Origin of the sequence: Micromonospora terminaliae (assembly GCF_009671205.1) — a bacterium.
Lineage (GTDB): Bacteria > Actinomycetota > Actinomycetes > Mycobacteriales > Micromonosporaceae > Micromonospora > Micromonospora terminaliae.
This window is the reverse complement of sequence record NZ_CP045309.1, coordinates 3,751,742-3,766,980: the sequence shown is the minus strand read 5'-3', so window position 1 is coordinate 3,766,980 and position 15,239 is coordinate 3,751,742. Positions and strand designations below refer to the sequence as shown.

The 15,239-nt window shown below is 74.6% G+C and carries 14 protein-coding genes; 9 read left to right on the top strand and 5 right to left on the bottom strand.

What is annotated here, in order from left to right; all coding sequences use genetic code 11:
• Window positions 1–134: 134 nt before the first annotated feature.
• Both GCE86_RS17000 and GCE86_RS16995 read left to right on the top strand, forming a co-directional pair.
• Window positions 135–1,532 carry a flavin-containing monooxygenase gene (locus GCE86_RS17000; RefSeq protein ID WP_154227882.1) on the top strand — a complete coding sequence of 466 codons (1,398 nt, stop codon included), beginning with the start codon at window positions 135–137 and terminating at the stop codon, window positions 1,530–1,532.
• A complete protein-coding gene (locus GCE86_RS16995; RefSeq protein WP_154227881.1) occupies window positions 1,529–2,353 on the top strand; it encodes an alpha/beta hydrolase in 825 nt (274 codons plus the stop codon). Before GCE86_RS17000 ends, GCE86_RS16995 begins: the two co-directional genes overlap by 4 nt.
• A gap of 8 nt (window positions 2,354–2,361) precedes the next feature.
• Here GCE86_RS16995 and GCE86_RS16990 read toward each other — a convergent pair whose 3' ends face one another.
• A complete protein-coding gene (locus GCE86_RS16990; protein WP_154227880.1) occupies window positions 2,362–3,780 on the bottom strand; it encodes an alpha,alpha-trehalose-phosphate synthase (UDP-forming) in 1,419 nt (472 codons plus the stop codon).
• Window positions 3,781–3,859: 79 nt separating this feature from the next.
• Window positions 3,860–4,708 carry a DUF308 domain-containing protein gene (locus tag GCE86_RS16985; RefSeq protein WP_154227879.1) on the bottom strand — a complete coding sequence of 283 codons (849 nt, stop codon included), beginning with the start codon at window positions 4,706–4,708 and terminating at the stop codon, window positions 3,860–3,862.
• A gap of 195 nt (window positions 4,709–4,903) precedes the next feature.
• Here GCE86_RS16985 and GCE86_RS16980 point away from each other — a divergent pair, with 195 nt between their 5' ends.
• Window positions 4,904–5,599: a lysophospholipid acyltransferase family protein gene (locus GCE86_RS16980; RefSeq protein WP_154227878.1), complete on the top strand. Its 696-nt coding sequence runs from the start codon at window positions 4,904–4,906 to the stop codon at window positions 5,597–5,599.
• 6 nt (window positions 5,600–5,605) lie between these two features.
• Here GCE86_RS16980 and GCE86_RS16975 read toward each other — a convergent pair whose 3' ends face one another.
• Window positions 5,606–9,166: an ATP-binding protein gene (locus tag GCE86_RS16975; protein ID WP_244317311.1), complete on the bottom strand. Its 3,561-nt coding sequence runs from the start codon at window positions 9,164–9,166 to the stop codon at window positions 5,606–5,608.
• Window positions 9,167–9,365: 199 nt separating this feature from the next.
• Between GCE86_RS16975 and GCE86_RS16970 the strand changes: the two genes are divergently transcribed.
• Window positions 9,366–9,581, top strand: a complete 216-nt coding sequence (locus GCE86_RS16970) for a hypothetical protein (protein WP_154227876.1) — start codon at window positions 9,366–9,368, stop codon at window positions 9,579–9,581.
• Between the two features lie 61 nt (window positions 9,582–9,642).
• Here GCE86_RS16970 and GCE86_RS16965 read toward each other — a convergent pair whose 3' ends face one another.
• Entirely contained in the window at window positions 9,643–10,335 is a 693-nt protein-coding gene (locus GCE86_RS16965; RefSeq protein WP_091268212.1) for a Crp/Fnr family transcriptional regulator, read from the bottom strand.
• A gap of 246 nt (window positions 10,336–10,581) precedes the next feature.
• Between GCE86_RS16965 and GCE86_RS16960 the strand changes: the two genes are divergently transcribed.
• The 5 genes from GCE86_RS16960 to GCE86_RS16940 all read left to right on the top strand — a co-directional run bounded on the left by GCE86_RS16960 (window position 10,582) and on the right by GCE86_RS16940 (window position 14,162).
• Entirely contained in the window at window positions 10,582–11,079 is a 498-nt protein-coding gene (locus GCE86_RS16960; RefSeq protein ID WP_154230543.1) for a polyadenylate-specific 3'-exoribonuclease AS, read from the top strand.
• Between the two features lie 70 nt (window positions 11,080–11,149).
• Window positions 11,150–11,653, top strand: coding sequence for a pyridoxamine 5'-phosphate oxidase family protein (locus tag GCE86_RS16955; RefSeq protein WP_154227875.1), 504 nt, complete (start codon window positions 11,150–11,152; stop codon window positions 11,651–11,653).
• 178 nt (window positions 11,654–11,831) lie between these two features.
• Window positions 11,832–12,860 (top strand): 6-phosphofructokinase, encoded by a 1,029-nt coding sequence (locus GCE86_RS16950; RefSeq protein WP_107076612.1) that lies wholly within the window; start codon window positions 11,832–11,834, stop codon window positions 12,858–12,860.
• 71 nt (window positions 12,861–12,931) lie between these two features.
• A complete protein-coding gene (proC, locus tag GCE86_RS16945) occupies window positions 12,932–13,750 on the top strand; it encodes a pyrroline-5-carboxylate reductase (RefSeq protein WP_154227874.1) in 819 nt (272 codons plus the stop codon).
• Between the two features lie 61 nt (window positions 13,751–13,811).
• Window positions 13,812–14,162 carry a DUF2203 domain-containing protein gene (locus tag GCE86_RS16940; protein ID WP_154227873.1) on the top strand — a complete coding sequence of 117 codons (351 nt, stop codon included), beginning with the start codon at window positions 13,812–13,814 and terminating at the stop codon, window positions 14,160–14,162.
• A 97-nt stretch (window positions 14,163–14,259) separates the two neighbouring features.
• Here GCE86_RS16940 and GCE86_RS16935 read toward each other — a convergent pair whose 3' ends face one another.
• Window positions 14,260–15,207: a threonine ammonia-lyase gene (locus tag GCE86_RS16935; protein WP_154227872.1), complete on the bottom strand. Its 948-nt coding sequence runs from the start codon at window positions 15,205–15,207 to the stop codon at window positions 14,260–14,262.
• Window positions 15,208–15,239 lie beyond the last annotated feature (32 nt).

Below are 15,239 nucleotides of genomic sequence, written 5' to 3'. Positions count from 1 at the left end.
GAACGGTTCGTCACACAGCGCGACGGAAGCCGGCCGCCGCGACACTCCGCCCCGGGGCGGCTGGACAACGGCGGGCATTGTCGGCAGGATTTCGCACCGACCCGGCACTCGTGCCGCACAAAAGGAGATTCCCGGTGTCCTCCTCCACCGACCTCGGCCGTCCCGATCCGGCGGTCGCCCCGACCGCGGACGGCCGCCCGGTCTCCGACCGGGGCGACACCGTCTGCGTCATCGGCGCCGGGGCCAGCGGCCTGACCGCCGTGAAGAACCTCCGCGAGGCCGGCTTCGGCGTGGACTGCTACGAGCGCGAGACCGGCGTCGGCGGGGCGTGGAACTGGCGGCACGACCGCAGCCCCGTGTACGCCAGCACGCACCTCATCTCGTCCCGGCCGTTCACCCAGTTCCCCGACTTCCCGATGCCGGACGACTGGCCGGACTACCCGCACCACGCCCAGCTGCTGTCCTACTTCGAGCGCTACGCCGACCACTTCGACCTGCGCCAGCACGTCTGGTTCGGCACCGAGGTGGTCCGGGTGGAGCCGGTCGAGGGGGACCGCTGGGACGTCACCACCCGCAGCACCGGCGGCTACGGCCCCGAGCGCACCTCCCGCTACGCGGCCGTGGTGCTCGCCAACGGGCACAACTGGTCGCCGAAGCTGCCCCGCTACGAGGGCCTGGAGCAGTTCCGCGGCGAGGTCATGCACGCCTCGTCCTACAAGGACCCGGCGCAGCTGCGCGGCAAGCGGGTACTGGTGGTCGGGGCCGGCAACACCGGCTGCGACATCGCGGTCGAGGCGGCCCAGCAGGCGTCCCGCTGCTGGCACTCCACCCGCCGCGGCTACTGGTACGCCCCGAAGTACGTCTTCGGCCGCCCCGCCGACCAGGTCAACGACACCCTGCTCGCGCTGCGGGTGCCGCTGCGCGTGCGGCAGTGGCTCTACCACTGGACGCTGCGGCTGACCGTCGGCGACCTGACCCGGTTCGGCCTGCCCCGGCCCGACCACCGGGTCTACGAGACCCACCCCATCGCCAACAGCCAGCTCGTCTACTACGTCGGCCACGGTGAGGTCACTCCGGTGCCGGACGTCGCGCGGTTCGGCGACCGCACCGTCGAGCTGGCCGACGGCCGCGAGATCGACCCCGACCTGGTCGTCTTCGCCACCGGCTACCTGCCGCGCTTCGAGTTCCTGGAGGGCCGGGTGCTCGGCGACGCCGACGGCTCGGGCCGGCCCCGGCTCTGGCTCAACGCGTTCGCCGCCGGCCATCCCACCCTGGCCGTGGTGGGCCTCGTGCAGCCCGACTCCGGCATCTTCCCGATCTCGCACTGGCAGAGCGTGCTCTTCGCGCGGCTGCTCACCCTGCGCACCACCCACCCGGACCGGGCCGCGGCGTTCGGCCGCCGGGTCACCGCGGGCCTCGGCGAGCGGTACTCGGGGAAGGTCAAGGACAGCACCCGGCACTGGTTCGAGGTCGGGCACGCCGACTACCTGCGCGCGCTCCAGCGGGCGCTGCACGACCTGGAGGGCAAGTGAGCGGGCAGCCGGTGCGGGTCGTCCGGGGCTGGGAGTGGGCCCGTCCGGAGCGGCCGGCCCGCCGCGAGGTCGTCGCCGCGGTGCCCGAGCTGGACCAGGCGAAGCCGCCGCTGCTGTTCGTGCCGGGCTTCGGGCACGGGGCGTGGGCGTTCGCCGAGCACTGGCTGGGGCACGCCGCCGGCCGGGGCTTCCCGGCGTACGCGCTGAGCCTGCGCGGGCACGGCGACAGCGAGCCGGCGCCGGGGGCGACGCTCCGGTCGTACACCCATGACGTGGTCCAGGTAGCGGCGAGCCTGCCGCGGCAGGCGGTGCTGGTGGGGCACGGTGCCGGCGCCCGGGTGGTCGCCCACGCGCTGGCCCGCTACCCGGCCCGGGCCGCCGTGCTGGTGGCCCCGGTGCTCGGCGGCTGGGGCACCTTCGGCACGGCGCTGCGCCGCAATCCCGCCGGCACGCTGCCCGCGGTGTTCGGCGCCGGCCTGCGGCTGAACCGCCGGCAGCTGTTCAGCCGGGAACTGCCCGACGCCGAGGCGCGCCGGTACGTCGCCCGGCTGGGTCGGGCCAGCCGCCGGGCGCAGTGGCAGCTGCTCACCGGGCGGCAGCCCGAGCCGGCGGTGGGCCGCCCGCCCGTGCTGGTGCTGGGCAGCCCCGACGACCGGGTGGTCCCACCGGGCGCGCTGACCCGGGCGGCCCGCCGCTACGCCTCGGCGCCACTGCTGTTTCCGGGCATGGGGCACGACCTGATGCTCGACGCCCGCTGGCGGGAGCCGGTCGACGCGATCCTCGACTGGCTCGAGAAGGACCCGGCGCCCGCCCTCGGCTGAGCGCGGGATCAGCCGCCGGTGGCCCGCCGAGTCACCACGGTGGTGGTCTCCTCCAGCGCGCGCAGGTAGGACCCCGCCCAGGCGTGGATGTCGTTGCGGCCCAGGTGTTCCCGCATGGCCCGCATCCGGGCGGCGACGTCCTCCGGCGCGGCCCGCAGGGCGGCCAGCAGCGCCGTCTTGAGCCCGTCCAGGTCGTGCGGGTTGACCAGGTACGCCTGCGCCAGCTCGGCGGCCGCCCCGGCGAACTCGCTCAGCAGCAGCGCGCCGGCGCCGTCGACCCGGGCCGCCACGTACTCCTTGGCCACCAGGTTCATCCCGTCCCGCAGCGGGGTCACGGCCATCACGTCGGCGACCCGGTAGAGCGCGACCAGCTCGGTGCGGTCGAAGGGCTGGCTGAGGTAGTGGATGGCCGGTTCGCCGACCCGGCCGAACTCGCCGTTGATCCGGCCCACCTGGTGCTCCACCCGGTCGCGCAGGATCTGGTACTGGGCCACCCGGTCGCGGCTGGGCACCACCACCTGCACCAGCACGGTGTCCCGGACCTTGACGTCTCCGCTGGTCAGCAGCTCGTGGTAGGCCTTGAGCCGCTGCTCGATGCCCTTCGTGTAGTCCATCCGGTCGACGCTGAGGATGACCCGCTCCGGGTCGCCGAGGTCCTGGCGCAGCCGTCGGGCGCGGTCGGCCACGTCGGGCCGCGCGGCGAGCGCGGCCATCTCGGCGGTGTCGATGGAGACCGGGAAGGCGCCGATCCGGACCACCCGGTCGCCGACGCCGATCCGGCGGTCGGTGGCCGGGAGGCCGAGCACCTTGGTCGCGAGCTGGGCGAAGTTGTGCGCGGCCTGGGCCCGCTGGAAGCCGATGAGGTCGGCGCCGAGCATCCCGCGCAGCAGCTCGGCCCGGCGGGGGAGCTGCATGAACAGCTCCGGTGGCGGGAAGGGCACGTGCAGGAAGAAGCCGATCCGCAGGTCGGGGCGGAGTGCGCGGAGCAGCCCCGGCACGAGCTGGAGGTGGTAGTCCTGCACCCAGACCAGCCCGCCGGGCTCGGCCACCTCGGCGGCGGCCTCGGCGAACCGCTGGTTGACCCGCTGGTACGCCTCCCACCAGCGCCGGTGGTACTCGGGCTGCTCGACGGCGTCGTGGTAGAGCGGCCAGAGGGTGGCGTTGGCGAAGCCCTCGTAGTGGTCGCGGAAGTCGTCGGCGCTGAGCGCGACGGCGCGCATCCGGACCCCGTCCACGTCCGGCAGGTGCGGGGCCGGGCCGGTGCCGCCGGCCCAGCCCACCCAGGTCGCCGGGGTGTGCCGGAGCAGCGGGTGCAGGGCGCTCACCAGGCCGCCGGGGCTGCGGCGCCACTCGAAGGCGCCGTCGGGCGCCACACTGTCGTCGATGGGCAGGCGGTTGGCCACCACCACGAGGGGACTCGGTCGCATCTCGGGCATTCCGATCAGCAGGGGCGTGACGGACAGCTATTCCTACTGACCGTAAGTTACACCCCTGTTACGCCCGGGGTCAGACGACGGCGCCGTCGTCCGGGTCGTGCTCGTCGGAGTCGCCGGGGCGCAGCCGCCAGATCAGCATCACGAAGCCGGCCAGGATGCCGGTGAAGCCGAGCAGCATCACCACCGACGGGTCGACCACCCACAGCACGGTCGGCGACAGGAAGAGCAGGAACCCGACCACGATGCAGAGCACGCCGAGCACCGCGTACTTCGAGAAGCGCGGCAGCGGGGGCGGCGGCGGCGGGGTGTAGTGCTCCTCGTCCTCGTCGCCGGGCAGGTCGGCGCCGAAGGTGTCCAGGCCGTCCAGCAGCGACGGCTCGTCCTGCCGGCCCCGGCTCACCGAGATGCCGGACACGTCCGCCGCGTAGGGCAGCCGCCGCACGTCGGTGGCCGTCGGGCCCGCGGTCTCCTCGGCGCGGCCCGGGGCGCCGCCGCCCGGGGTGGCCGGGTCGACCGGGTCGTCGTCGATGTCCTCGGCGGCCGGCCAGGGATGGCTGCCCGCGCTCGGCGCGGTGTCGAAACCGGCGACGATCTTCGCCCACTCGGCCTCGATGTCCGGCTCGTCGTCGCGGGCCGGCTCGCGGCCCTCCTCGTCGGTGAGCTGGGTGAGGTAGTCGCGGGCCGTGGTCAGGTGGGACCGGTCGACGTAGAGCCGGTCGATGGGGCGGGACGGGACGGTGGTGGTGCGGGTCACCGGATTGAGGTCGGCCGAGGGCTGCAGGTAGGCGGCGATGCCGCCGGCGGCGAGCACGTCGAGCAGGTGCTCCCCGACGCGCGGATCGACGTCGCCCGCGACCGCGTACTCGGCCGCGTCGAGCCCGTTGTCCCGCCGTCCCCGACGGGGCCCGCCCCCTGACACCGGACACCCCCTTCACCGCACTGTCGTGCCCTGAATCCTGACACGTCGGGACCCGGTTCCGGGAGTGCGTTGTGGCGTGCCGCTCCCTGTTCGTACGCTCTTCCCCGACAGTCCCGCTCGCCGACGGCGCCCCGGGCCCGTCCCGGCGGCGCCGGCGACCGTGGTCCGTCACCGCTCCCGCCTGGAAGGACCCCGGTGCTGTACTGGCTGCTGAAGTACGTCATCCTCGGCCCGCTGCTGAGGTTGATCTTCCGCCCGCAGGTGGAGGGGCTGGAGAACGTCCCGGAGGCCGGCCCGGTGATCCTGGCCAGCAACCACCTCTCGTTCTCGGACTCGATCTTCACCCCGTTGATCGTCAAGCGAAAAGTTACATTCATCGCGAAAGCCGAATACTTCACCGGCAAGGGCCTCAAGGGCTGGCTGACCAAGATGTTCTTCGTCGGCTCGGGCACCATCCCGGTCGACCGCTCCGGCGGCCGGGCCGCCCGCGCCGCCCTGGACACCCAGCTCCAGGTGCTGCGGTCGGGCGGCATCGCGGGCATCTACCCGGAGGGGACCCGCTCGCCCGACGGCCGGCTCTACCGGGGCAAGACCGGGGTGGCCCGGCTCGCCCTCGAGAGCGGCGCGCCGGTGGTGCCGATGGCCATGCTCAACTCCGACGCCATCCAGCCGACCGGCCAGATCATCCCCAACCTCGGCCGGGTGCGGATCCGGTTCGGCGCACCGCTCGACTTCTCCCGCTACGCGGGGATGACCGGCGACCGGTTCGTCGAGCGCGCCGTCACCGACGAGATCATGTACGAGCTCATGGAGCTCTCCGGCCGCGAGTACGTGGACGTGTACGCGCAGAAGGCGAAGGCCCGGCCGCACCGGGAGCCGGTGCCCGCCTGAGCCGGCTCAGCAGGCGACCGCCGGCCCGGCGTCCGGCACCGGGCGGCGGGCCAGGGCCAGCAGCCCGGGTGCCTCGTTGCGCTGCGCGAACGCCCGCACCTCCCCGAGCGGGGCGGGCTCCGGGTCACCGGCCAGCTCCAGCTCGGCGGCCGCCAGGGCGAGGGCCAGCATCCGGTCGGTCACGTCCGGGATACCGGCGTAGATCTCCGCCCCGGCCAGGTGCAGCTCGGCCGCCCGCCGGTGGTCGCCGTCGGCCGCCGCGACCGCACCGGTGACCGTCCGCAGCGCCGCCTCCGACCAGGGCGTGCGGTGGTCGAGCCGGTCCAGCATGGCCCGGACCCGCACCGCCGCGTCCCGGCCGGCCAGGGCGGCGGCGTACGCGGCGGCGGCGATCCACTCGCCGCTGGCCAGCGCGGGCACCGCCGACCAGGTCTCCGCCAGCTCGTCGAGCAGCTCCGCGGCCTCCTCGGCCCGGCCCTGCAACGCCCGGCACAGCGCCGCCATGCCGAGCATGGTCCAGTGCGGCCGGTGGAAGCCGCTGCGCCGCGCGCTGTCCAGCGCGGCGGCCACGTCGTCGCGGTGCCGGGGCGGGGCCGCGCCGTCGCGCGGGCTCGGCGCGGGCCGGGGCGCCGGCGGCACCGGCTGCCCGCGCAGCACCAGCAGGCAGGAGCGCAGCCCGCGCACCTGCATGTCCCAGCCGCCGGTCGGGGTGTCCACGAACGCGTCCGCCGCGGTGATCACCCGGCCGAAGTCCCCGTCGAAGTAGGCCCGCATGGCCTCGCCGGAGTAGCTGGTGGTCAGCGTCTGCCCGCTCGCCGTCCGCGCCGGCGCGGTGGTCAGCACGGCGTCCGAGCGCAGCCAGTCGCCCTCCTCGCGGACCGCGTACGCGAGGTTCTGCACCGCCCGGTGCAGGGCGATCAGCTGCTGCTCCCGGCTGTATTCCACGAGGGCGTGCAGGTCGTCCAGGCCGGACCGGTCGCCCGCCTGGTAGCGGGCGGTGGCGGCGGTGATCCGGGCGTTGGTCCGGGTCTCCGACAGCCCCAGCCGCTCGCCGATCTCCGCCGCGGTCTCGGCGGCGGCCACCGCCGCGTCCCGCTCGTAGTTGAGCATGTGCAGCCGGCCCAGCTCGGCGTACGCGTCGGCCTTCTGCGGGCTGTCCGGCAGCGGCTCGAACAACGCCACCGCCCGGTCCAGGCAGGCCACCGCGGCGCTCCGGTCGGCGCGCAGCCAGGCCGCCTGACCGAGCAGCGTCCAGGCCCGCGCCGCGCAGGCCTCGTCGCCGTGCGCGTGCAGCCGGTCGGCGAGCGCGTGCAGCTGCTCCGGCCCGCCGCCCGAGAGGAACGCGTTGCCGTCCCGGTAGAAGGAGATCTCCGTGCTCAACAGCTCCAGCTGGAGGCGGCCCACCGGGTCGCTGTCGTCGGCCAGGCCGAGCGCCCGGCCCGCGTGCGCCGCCGCCGCGTCCAGCCCGTGCAGGGCGTACGCCCGGCGGGCCGCCCGGTGCAGCGCGGCGCGCGCCGGGCCGGCGTAGCGCTGGGTGTCCATGCCCAGGGTGCGGGCGATCTCGTGCGCCGCCCAGCGGTGGTGGGCGAGCACCTCGGCCAGGTCGGTGTCCCGCGTGTGCGAGAGGGCGTCCAGCCAGTCGGCGGTGCGCTCGTGCCGGGCCACCCGCTCGGTGCGGGGCAGCCGCTGGTAGCAGACGTCCCGGACCAGCACGTGGCGGAACCGGAACTCCGGCTGGCCGGCCATCGTGGACGCGGCCTGCTCGTGCACGAAGTCCCGCTGTTCCAGCCGCCGCAGCGCCCGCTCCACCGCCTCCACCGGCTGGCCCAGCGCGGCGGCCACCGCCCCCGGCCAGAACTGCACGCCCACCACCGAGGCGGCCAGCAGCACCGCGCGATCCTTGGCGTCGAGCAGGTCCACCCGGTTGGCGATGACCGCGTGCACGCTCTCCGGCATGGGCAGGTCGAGGTGCTTCTCCAGCGACCAGCCGCGCCCCGACTGGCGCAGCGCGCCCTGCTCGATGAGCATCCGCACGTACTCGTGGGCGTAGAGCGGGTTGCCGCCGGCCACCTCGACGAGCGGGCTGAGCATCTCGGCGGGGAACGCGGCCTGGCCGAACATGTGCGCGTAGAGCGAGGCGATGCCGGTGTCCCGCAGCGGGGGCAGGGTGATCGTCACCGAGCCGGTGATGGTGCCCGCCCAGCTCGGGTCCCGGTCGACCAGTTCCGGGCGGGCGGTGCAGAGCAGCAGCAGCGGCACGTCCCGGGCGGCGGCGCCGAGCAGCTCGACGAACCGCAGCATGGCGTCGTCGGCCCAGTGCAGGTCCTCGAACACCAGCACGGTGGGGCGCCGGGCCGCGAGCGCGAGCAGGAACCGCCGCCAGGCCGACTCGGCCTCCTCGGCGGGCAGGGCGGTGCCGGTGAGCCCGACCAGCGGGCGCAGCGCGTCGACCAGGCGGTCCCGTTCGGCCGGGCCGACCAGCTCGGCGACCGCCGCGGTGAGGCGCTGGGCGGCGGTGGACGCCGGATCCGTGTCGAGGATCCCGGCCTCGGTCTTCACGATGTCGGCCAGCGCGGCGAAGGTGACGTTCTCGCCGAACGGTGGGCACCGCCCGGTGCGCCAGGTCAGCGGTTCGTCGACCAGCCGGCCCGCGTGCCGGTGCAGCTCCCGGATGAGCCGGCTCTTGCCCAGCCCGGCCCGGCCGAAGACGGTGACCACCTGGGGCAGCCGGTCACGCAGCGAGCGGTGCAGCGCGTTGACCAGCAGGCCCAGCTCGTGCTCGCGGTCGATGAGCGGGGTGACGTCCGGCTCGCGGTCGGTGGGCTGCCGGCGTACCGGGGCCAGCGCCAGCCAGACCTCGGTGGGGGCGGAGCGCCCGCGCAGGGTAACCGGCGGCTGCTCCTCGTAGCGGATGGCGTCCTTGGTGAGCGCGTGCGTGACGCCGCAGACCAGCACCCCGCCGGGCGGGGCCACCGACTGCATCCGGGACGCCGTGTTGACCACGTCCCCCGCCACGATGGCCTGCCCGCCGTCGCGGGCCGCGGCCACGTCCACCAGCGCCTCGCCGGTGGCCACCCCGACCCGGAAGCGGAGCTCGTCGTGGCCGCTCGGGGCGTACCGGGTGAGCACCCGCTGCAGCTCCAACCCGGCCCGTACGCAGCGCAGCGCGTCGGTCTCGGTGGCCACCGGCGCGCCGAAGAGCGCCATCACGGCGTCGCCGATGTACTTCTCCACCACCCCGCCGTACTGGCCGACGACCCGCTTCGCCGCGGAGAAGAAGCCGGTCTGCATGCCGCGGACCTGCTCCGGATCGGCCCGCTCGACGTACGGGGTGAAGTCGATGAGGTCGACGAAGAGCACGCTGACCCGCCGGCGGTCCTCCTGTGGCGCCGGCACCGGCTGCCGGGCCCCGGCGCGCGGCGCGCCGCACGAGGTGCAGAACGTCACGTCGGCGGCGAGCGGGCGCAGGCAGTGCGGGCAGACGGCACCCAGCTCGGCGCCGCAGCCACCGCAGAAGCGGTCGCCGTCGCTCGCGGTACGTCCACAACGGTCACACTGCGCGGAGATGTCAGGCCTCCACTGGATCTTCCGGCCGGTCCGGGCCGGGCGCCGTCCCCCGCGGCGTCACGGTGAGTATTACGCCCGCCGGCAGTGTCAGGTACCGGGCTGTTGGCTTGTGGACACTCCACCGGGCGGCAGGGAGGGCCGCCGGGCGACTACATTCAGGCCGCCGGACGACGACGACCGCGATCAAGGGGGACCAACCATGGTGTACGTGAAGCTGGAGAGCGACTGGACCGACGGCGACGGGATCGCCCACGTGGCGGGGGAGTCCGTCGACGTGGACGCGGCCACCCTCGCCTCCCTCCAGGCCGAGGGCATCGTGAGCGAGGGCTCCGGTGGCGGCGGCAAGGACACCAGCGAGTGGGCCGGCCCGGGCAGCACCACCGCGTGGGCGGGTCCGGGCAGCGCCGGCGTCTGAGCCGGCCGGACACGACGAAAGGGCCGGGGCGGCACGCCCCGGCCCTTCCGTGTGCCCGCTGTCAGCGGTCGTTCATGCCGGCGCGGCGGCGCAGCGCGGCCACGTCGGTGACCACGATCCGGCGCCCCTCGGTGCGCAGCCAGCCCCGGCTGGCGAAGGAGCCGATGGCCTGGTTGACGCTCTGCCGCGAGCCGCCGGCCATCTCGGCGAGCTGGCTCTGGTTGAGCTCGATGGTGATCATCGGGGCCTGGCTCTCGCCGGCCAGCCGGACCAGCGTCTTGGCCACCCGGCCGGGCAGGTCGAGGAAGACGTGGTCGGCGTTCTGCTCGGTGAGCCGCCGGATCAGCTGGCCGAGGGAGCGCATCACCGCGTCGAGGATGCGCGGGTTGGAGTGCACCAGCTCCATGAACGCCGGCCGGGACAGCGCCAGCGCGGCGCAGTCCTCGATCGCCTCGGCCGACGCCGACCGGGTCGAGGCGTCCAGCAGGGAGACCTCGCCCAGCACATCCGGCGGGCGGATGACCGACAGGACCGCGCGCTCGCCGGTGGGTGCGGTGCGGAACACCGCCACCGCGCCGCGGCGCAGCACGATCAGCGACTCGCCGGGGTCGTTCTCGACGAACAGCAGCTGGCCCTTGCGGTAGGTGCGCGGCACCGCCGCGGCGATGACCCGCTGCCGCACCTCCGGCTCCAGCCCGGCGAACATCTCGACGCCCGTGAGCGCGTCACCCGGCTCCGGAAGGCGCATCTCCACGGCCCAACCCCTCCCCGGTCAAGGACCACAACCCGCGCACCGGGTGGAGCTCTCAACCCGGCACGAGGCATCTCAACCGGTTCGGCGTCCCGGTAGCGGTACACATCAGATCATGACGCTCCGGTCGCGTGCTGTACACCCCTGGAGACACTTCCGTGACCGTCCCCAGCTGGCCTGGCCTGCCGTCGCGGCGCGGCGGACGCCCCGGCGACCGGCGGGTGACGGTGGTGGGCGAGGATGGTGCGGATGGTCTACCGCTACTTCTACGACTGCGAGTTCATCGAGGACGGCCGCATCGTCGACCTCGTGTCGATCGGCGTCGTCGACGAGTACGGCCGCGAGTTCTACGCGGTCTCCACCGAGTTCGACGACTCCCGGGCCGTGCCGTGGGTGCGCCGCAACGTGCTGGACAAGCTCCCGTCGCCGGCCGACCGGGCCTGGCGGTCCCGGGAGCGGATCCGCGACGACCTCTACGAGTTCCTCATGGCCCCGGTCCGGGACCGGCCGGGGGAGCAGCTGGAGCTCTGGGCCTGGTACGCGGCGTACGACCACGTGGTGCTGGCCCAGCTCTGGGGCGCCATGCCGGCGCTGCCCCGGGAGATCCCGCGGTTCACCAAGGAGCTGCGCCAGCTCTGGGACGACCGGGGCCGGCCGCGGCTGCCCGACGCCGAGGCGGACCGGCACGACGCGCTGGTCGACGCCCGGCACAACCTGGCCCGCTGGCGGGCCATGACCGCCCGGTGAGCTGTCGACAGGTTTGACCGGTTCTGTCCCGGGCACGGTTCGCATCGAACCGATCGCGAGGGAGGGGCGCATGAGCCAGCAGCCGACCAGCGCCGAGGATGGCCGCCGCCGGGTCACCGAGCTGATCCGGGACGCGCGCATCTGCCTGCTGACCACCACCGCCGTCGACGGGCGCCTGGTCAGCCGCCCCATGGGGCTCCAGGAGGCGGAGTTCGACGGCGACCTGTGGTTCTTCGCGTACGCGGACTCCGCGAAGGTCCGCCAGATCCGGGTCAACCCGCAGGTCAACGTCGGCTTCTCCGACCAGCGGCACCACGCCTGGGTGTCGGTGGCCGGCACCGCCGTCGAGCAGTGGGACCGGGCCCGGGCCGAGCGGCTGTGGAACCCGCTGCTGAAGGCCTGGTTCCCGGACGGGCTGGACACCCCGGGCATCACGCTGATCCGGGTGCACGCCGGCTCGGCCGAGTACTGGGACGCGCCGGGCAACACGGTGGTGAACCTGCTCGGCCTGGCCCGGGCGGCGGTCACCGGGCAGCCGCCGAAGGCGGGGGAGAACCACGAGGTCAGCTACTGACCGGTAGCCGGTCCGGGGGCCGGAACGGGCCGGGGCGCGGTGTCGGCGGGCACTCACGCCGACTACAGTGCGCACTGACGGCCCGCCCCGGGCCGGCAACGGCGCCGATGGTCTGATCTGACACATATCCTGGGGCTTATCCGGGCTTCACCTGATGCTCCAGGAGGATGAGCAGATCATGCGTATCGGCGTGCTCACCGGCGGCGGCGACTGCCCTGGTCTCAATGCGGTGATTCGGGCGGTGGTCCGCAAGGGCGTCGCCACCTACGGTCACGAGTTCGTGGGCTTCCGCGACGGCTGGAAGGGCCCGCTGGAGGGCCTGTCCAAGCCGCTGGGCATCGCGGACGTCCGCGGGATCCTGCCGCGCGGCGGCACCATCCTCGGCTCGTCCCGGACCAACCCCTTCAAGATCGACGGCGGCGTCGAGCGGATCAAGGACAACCTCGCCGCGCAGGGTGTGGACGCGCTGATCGCGATCGGCGGCGAGGACACCCTGGGTGTCGCCACCAAGCTGCACGAGCTGGGCGTCCATGTCATCGGCGTGCCGAAGACCATCGACAACGACCTCGGCGCCACCGACTACACCTTCGGCTTCGACACCGCCGTCAACATCGCCATGGAGGCGATCGACCGGCTGCACACCACGGCGGAGAGCCACCACCGCACCCTGGTCGTCGAGGTGATGGGCCGGCACGCCGGCTGGATCGCCCTGCACGCCGGTCTCGCCGGCGGCGCCAACGTGATCCTGCTGCCGGAGCGGCAGTTCGACGTCGAGCAGGTCGCCGGGTACGTCGAGAAGCGCTTCCAGCACCAGTACGCCCCGATCGTCGTGGTCGCCGAGGGCGCCCAGCCGCTGGACGGCCAGATGGTGCTGCACAACCAGGAGCTCGACGCGTTCGGCCACGTCCGCCTCGGCGGCATCGGCCAGTGGCTCGCCGAGCAGCTGGAGGCGAAGACCGGCAAGGAGGCCCGCACCGTGGTGCTCGGCCACATCCAGCGCGGCGGCACCCCGACCGCCTTCGACCGGGTGCTCGCCACCCGGCTCGGCCTGCACGCCATCGACGCCGCCAACGAGGGCGACTGGGGCAAGATGGTCGCGATGCAGAGCACGGACATCGTCCGCGTCCCCCTGGCCGAGGCCACGCGGGAGCTGAAGACCGTGCCGCTGGAGCGGTACGCCGAGGCCGAGGTCTTCTTCGGCAGCTGACGACGGCGGCGGCGCGGCGGGTCCCCGGCGGGCCCGCCGCGCCCACACCTCCACCGAGAGGGGTACGGCTCATGGCACCCGAGGTGCACACGGTCGCGGTGATCGGCGCGGGCAAGATCGGCGAGCTCATGCTCTCCGGCCTGCTCCGCTCCGGCTGGCCGGTCGAGCGGCTGCTCGCCACCGCCCGGCGGCCCGCCCGCGCCGAGGAACTGACCGCCCGGTACGGCGTCCGGGTGGTGGACAACCTCACCGCGGTCGACGAGGCCGAGGTGCTCGCCGTGTCCGTCAAGCCGCAGGACGCGGGCGCGCTGCTCGACGAGATCGGCCCCAAGGTGCCCGCCGACAAGCTGGTGATCTCGCTCTGCGCCGGCCTGCCCACCGCCTTCTTCAACCGCCGGCTGCCCGAGGGCACCCCGGTGGTCCGGGTCATGACCAACACGCCGGCCCTGGTCGACGAGGCGATGAGCGCGATCTCGCCCGGCGCGCACGCCACCGGCGCGCACCTGGCCCTGGCCGAGGAGATGTTCAAGCCGCTCGGCGCCACCCTCCGGGTGCCCGAGTCCCAGCAGGACGCGGTGACCGCCCTCTCCGGCTCCGGCCCGGCCTACTTCTACCTGCTGGTCGAGGCCATGATCGACGCGGGCATCCTGCTCGGCCTGCCCCGCCAGGTGGCGCACGACCTCATCGTGCAGACCGCCATCGGCTCGGCCGTGATGCTGCGCGACTCCGGCGAGCACCCGGTGAAGCTCCGCGAGGCGGTCACCTCACCGGCCGGCACAACGATCAACGCCATCCGCGAGCTGGAGAACCACGGCGTCCGCGCGGCCATGCTGGCGGCCCTGGAGGCGGCCCGGGACCGGGCCCGCGAACTGGCCGCCCAGGCCGACTGACCCGCGCGCCCCGGACGGCGACCGGGGTCCGGTCCCGGGCGGCGTGTCCCATACTGGCGCGGTGTTCACTCTCGCCCAGGCGCGACACCTGGTGGCCACCCTGCGGCCTCGCGTCGACGAGCTGATCCGGCTCCGCGCCGACCTCGCCGAACTCCGGATCGACCTGGCCGACCACGGGGTCAGCGCGCTCGGTGGGCTGGCCGAGGTGAAGGCCCTGGAGGCGCGGCTGCACGCCGTCGTGGAGGAGTTCCACCAGCACGGCATCCAGGTCAAGGGAATCGCCCCCGTGCTGCTCGACTTCCCCGGTGAGCGGGACGGCCGGGCCGTGCTCTGGTGCTGGCTGGAGGGCGACACCGACATCCGCTGGTACCACCGGGTGGAGTGCGGCTTCGCGGGCCGCCGGCCGGTGTGACGGCGGAGAACCGACCGGGCCGCCGCCCGGTCTGACGCGCGGGAGCCGTCCGGTCCGACGCGCGAGCCGCCCGGTCCGACGCGCGGGAGCCGGTCCGTCAGCCGAGCGTGGCCAGCACGGCCGGGGCGACGTTGCCGCCGCTGAGCACCAGGACCGTCCGCTCGCCGGGCGCCACCTCGACGAGCCCCGCGCGCAGCGCCGCCAGGGTGACCGCGGCGGCCGGCTCGACCAGCAGCTTCGTGGCCTCGACGAGGTCCGCCCAGGCGGGCAGGACGGCCGCCTCGGGCACCTCGACCACGGTGTCGACCAGCGCCCGGACGTGCGCCAGGGTGTGCCGCCCGGCGAACGGGGCGGCCAGGCCGTCGGCGACCGAGGCGGGGCGGCCCGGCAGGGTGTGGGTCCCGGTCCGCAGCGCGTGGGACATCGCGTTGGCCCCGTCCGGCTCCACGCCGACGATCCGCGTGCGCGGTGACCCGGCCCGGATCGCCGCGGCGATCCCGCTGATCAGCCCGCCGCCGCCCACCGGGACGAGCACCACGTCCGGGGGTGGCCCGTCGGCCAGGATCTCCCGTCCCACGGTGGCCTGACCGGCGATCACGTCGGGGTCGTCGAAGGGCGCGAGCAGGTGGAAGCCGCGTTCGGCGGCGACGGCCTCGGCGGTGGCCAGCAGGTCGTCGGTGAGCACCGCCTCGGCGCCGAGCCGGCGCACCGCGGCCAGCTTGGCGGGCACCGCGTGCGGCGGCATGCAGACCACCGCGGGCAGCCCGGCGGCGCGGGCGACGTGGGCCACCGCGATCGCGTGGTTGCCGGCGGAGAAGGCCACCAGCCCGGCCGGTGTGCCGGCGCGCTCGCCGTGCGCGAGCAGGGCGTTCGTGGCGCCCCGGACCTTGAAGCTGCCGGTGTGCTGGAGGTTCTCGGCCTTCACGGCCAGCCGGAGGCCCAGGTCGGCCGCGAGGGCCGGCGCGTCCAGCAGTGGCGTGCGGACGACCCGCCCGTCCAGGCGCCGCTCGGCCGCCGCGATGTCGTCCCCGGTGATCAACCGCACCCGCCGAGCCTAGCCCGCCCCGCGCGGTGGCG

Coding starts and splice junctions, on each gene's coding strand:
- GCE86_RS16990 (WP_154227880.1), bottom strand. CDS start 3,780: ATGCGACCGAGTCCCCTCGTGGTGGTGGCCAACCGCCTGCCCATCGAC.
- GCE86_RS16970 (WP_154227876.1), top strand. CDS start 9,366: ATGGTGTACGTGAAGCTGGAGAGCGACTGGACCGACGGCGACGGGATC.
- GCE86_RS16960 (WP_154230543.1), top strand. CDS start 10,582: ATGGTCTACCGCTACTTCTACGACTGCGAGTTCATCGAGGACGGCCGC.
- GCE86_RS16955 (WP_154227875.1), top strand. CDS start 11,150: ATGAGCCAGCAGCCGACCAGCGCCGAGGATGGCCGCCGCCGGGTCACC.
- GCE86_RS16950 (WP_107076612.1), top strand. CDS start 11,832: ATGCGTATCGGCGTGCTCACCGGCGGCGGCGACTGCCCTGGTCTCAAT.
- proC (WP_154227874.1), top strand. CDS start 12,932: ATGGCACCCGAGGTGCACACGGTCGCGGTGATCGGCGCGGGCAAGATC.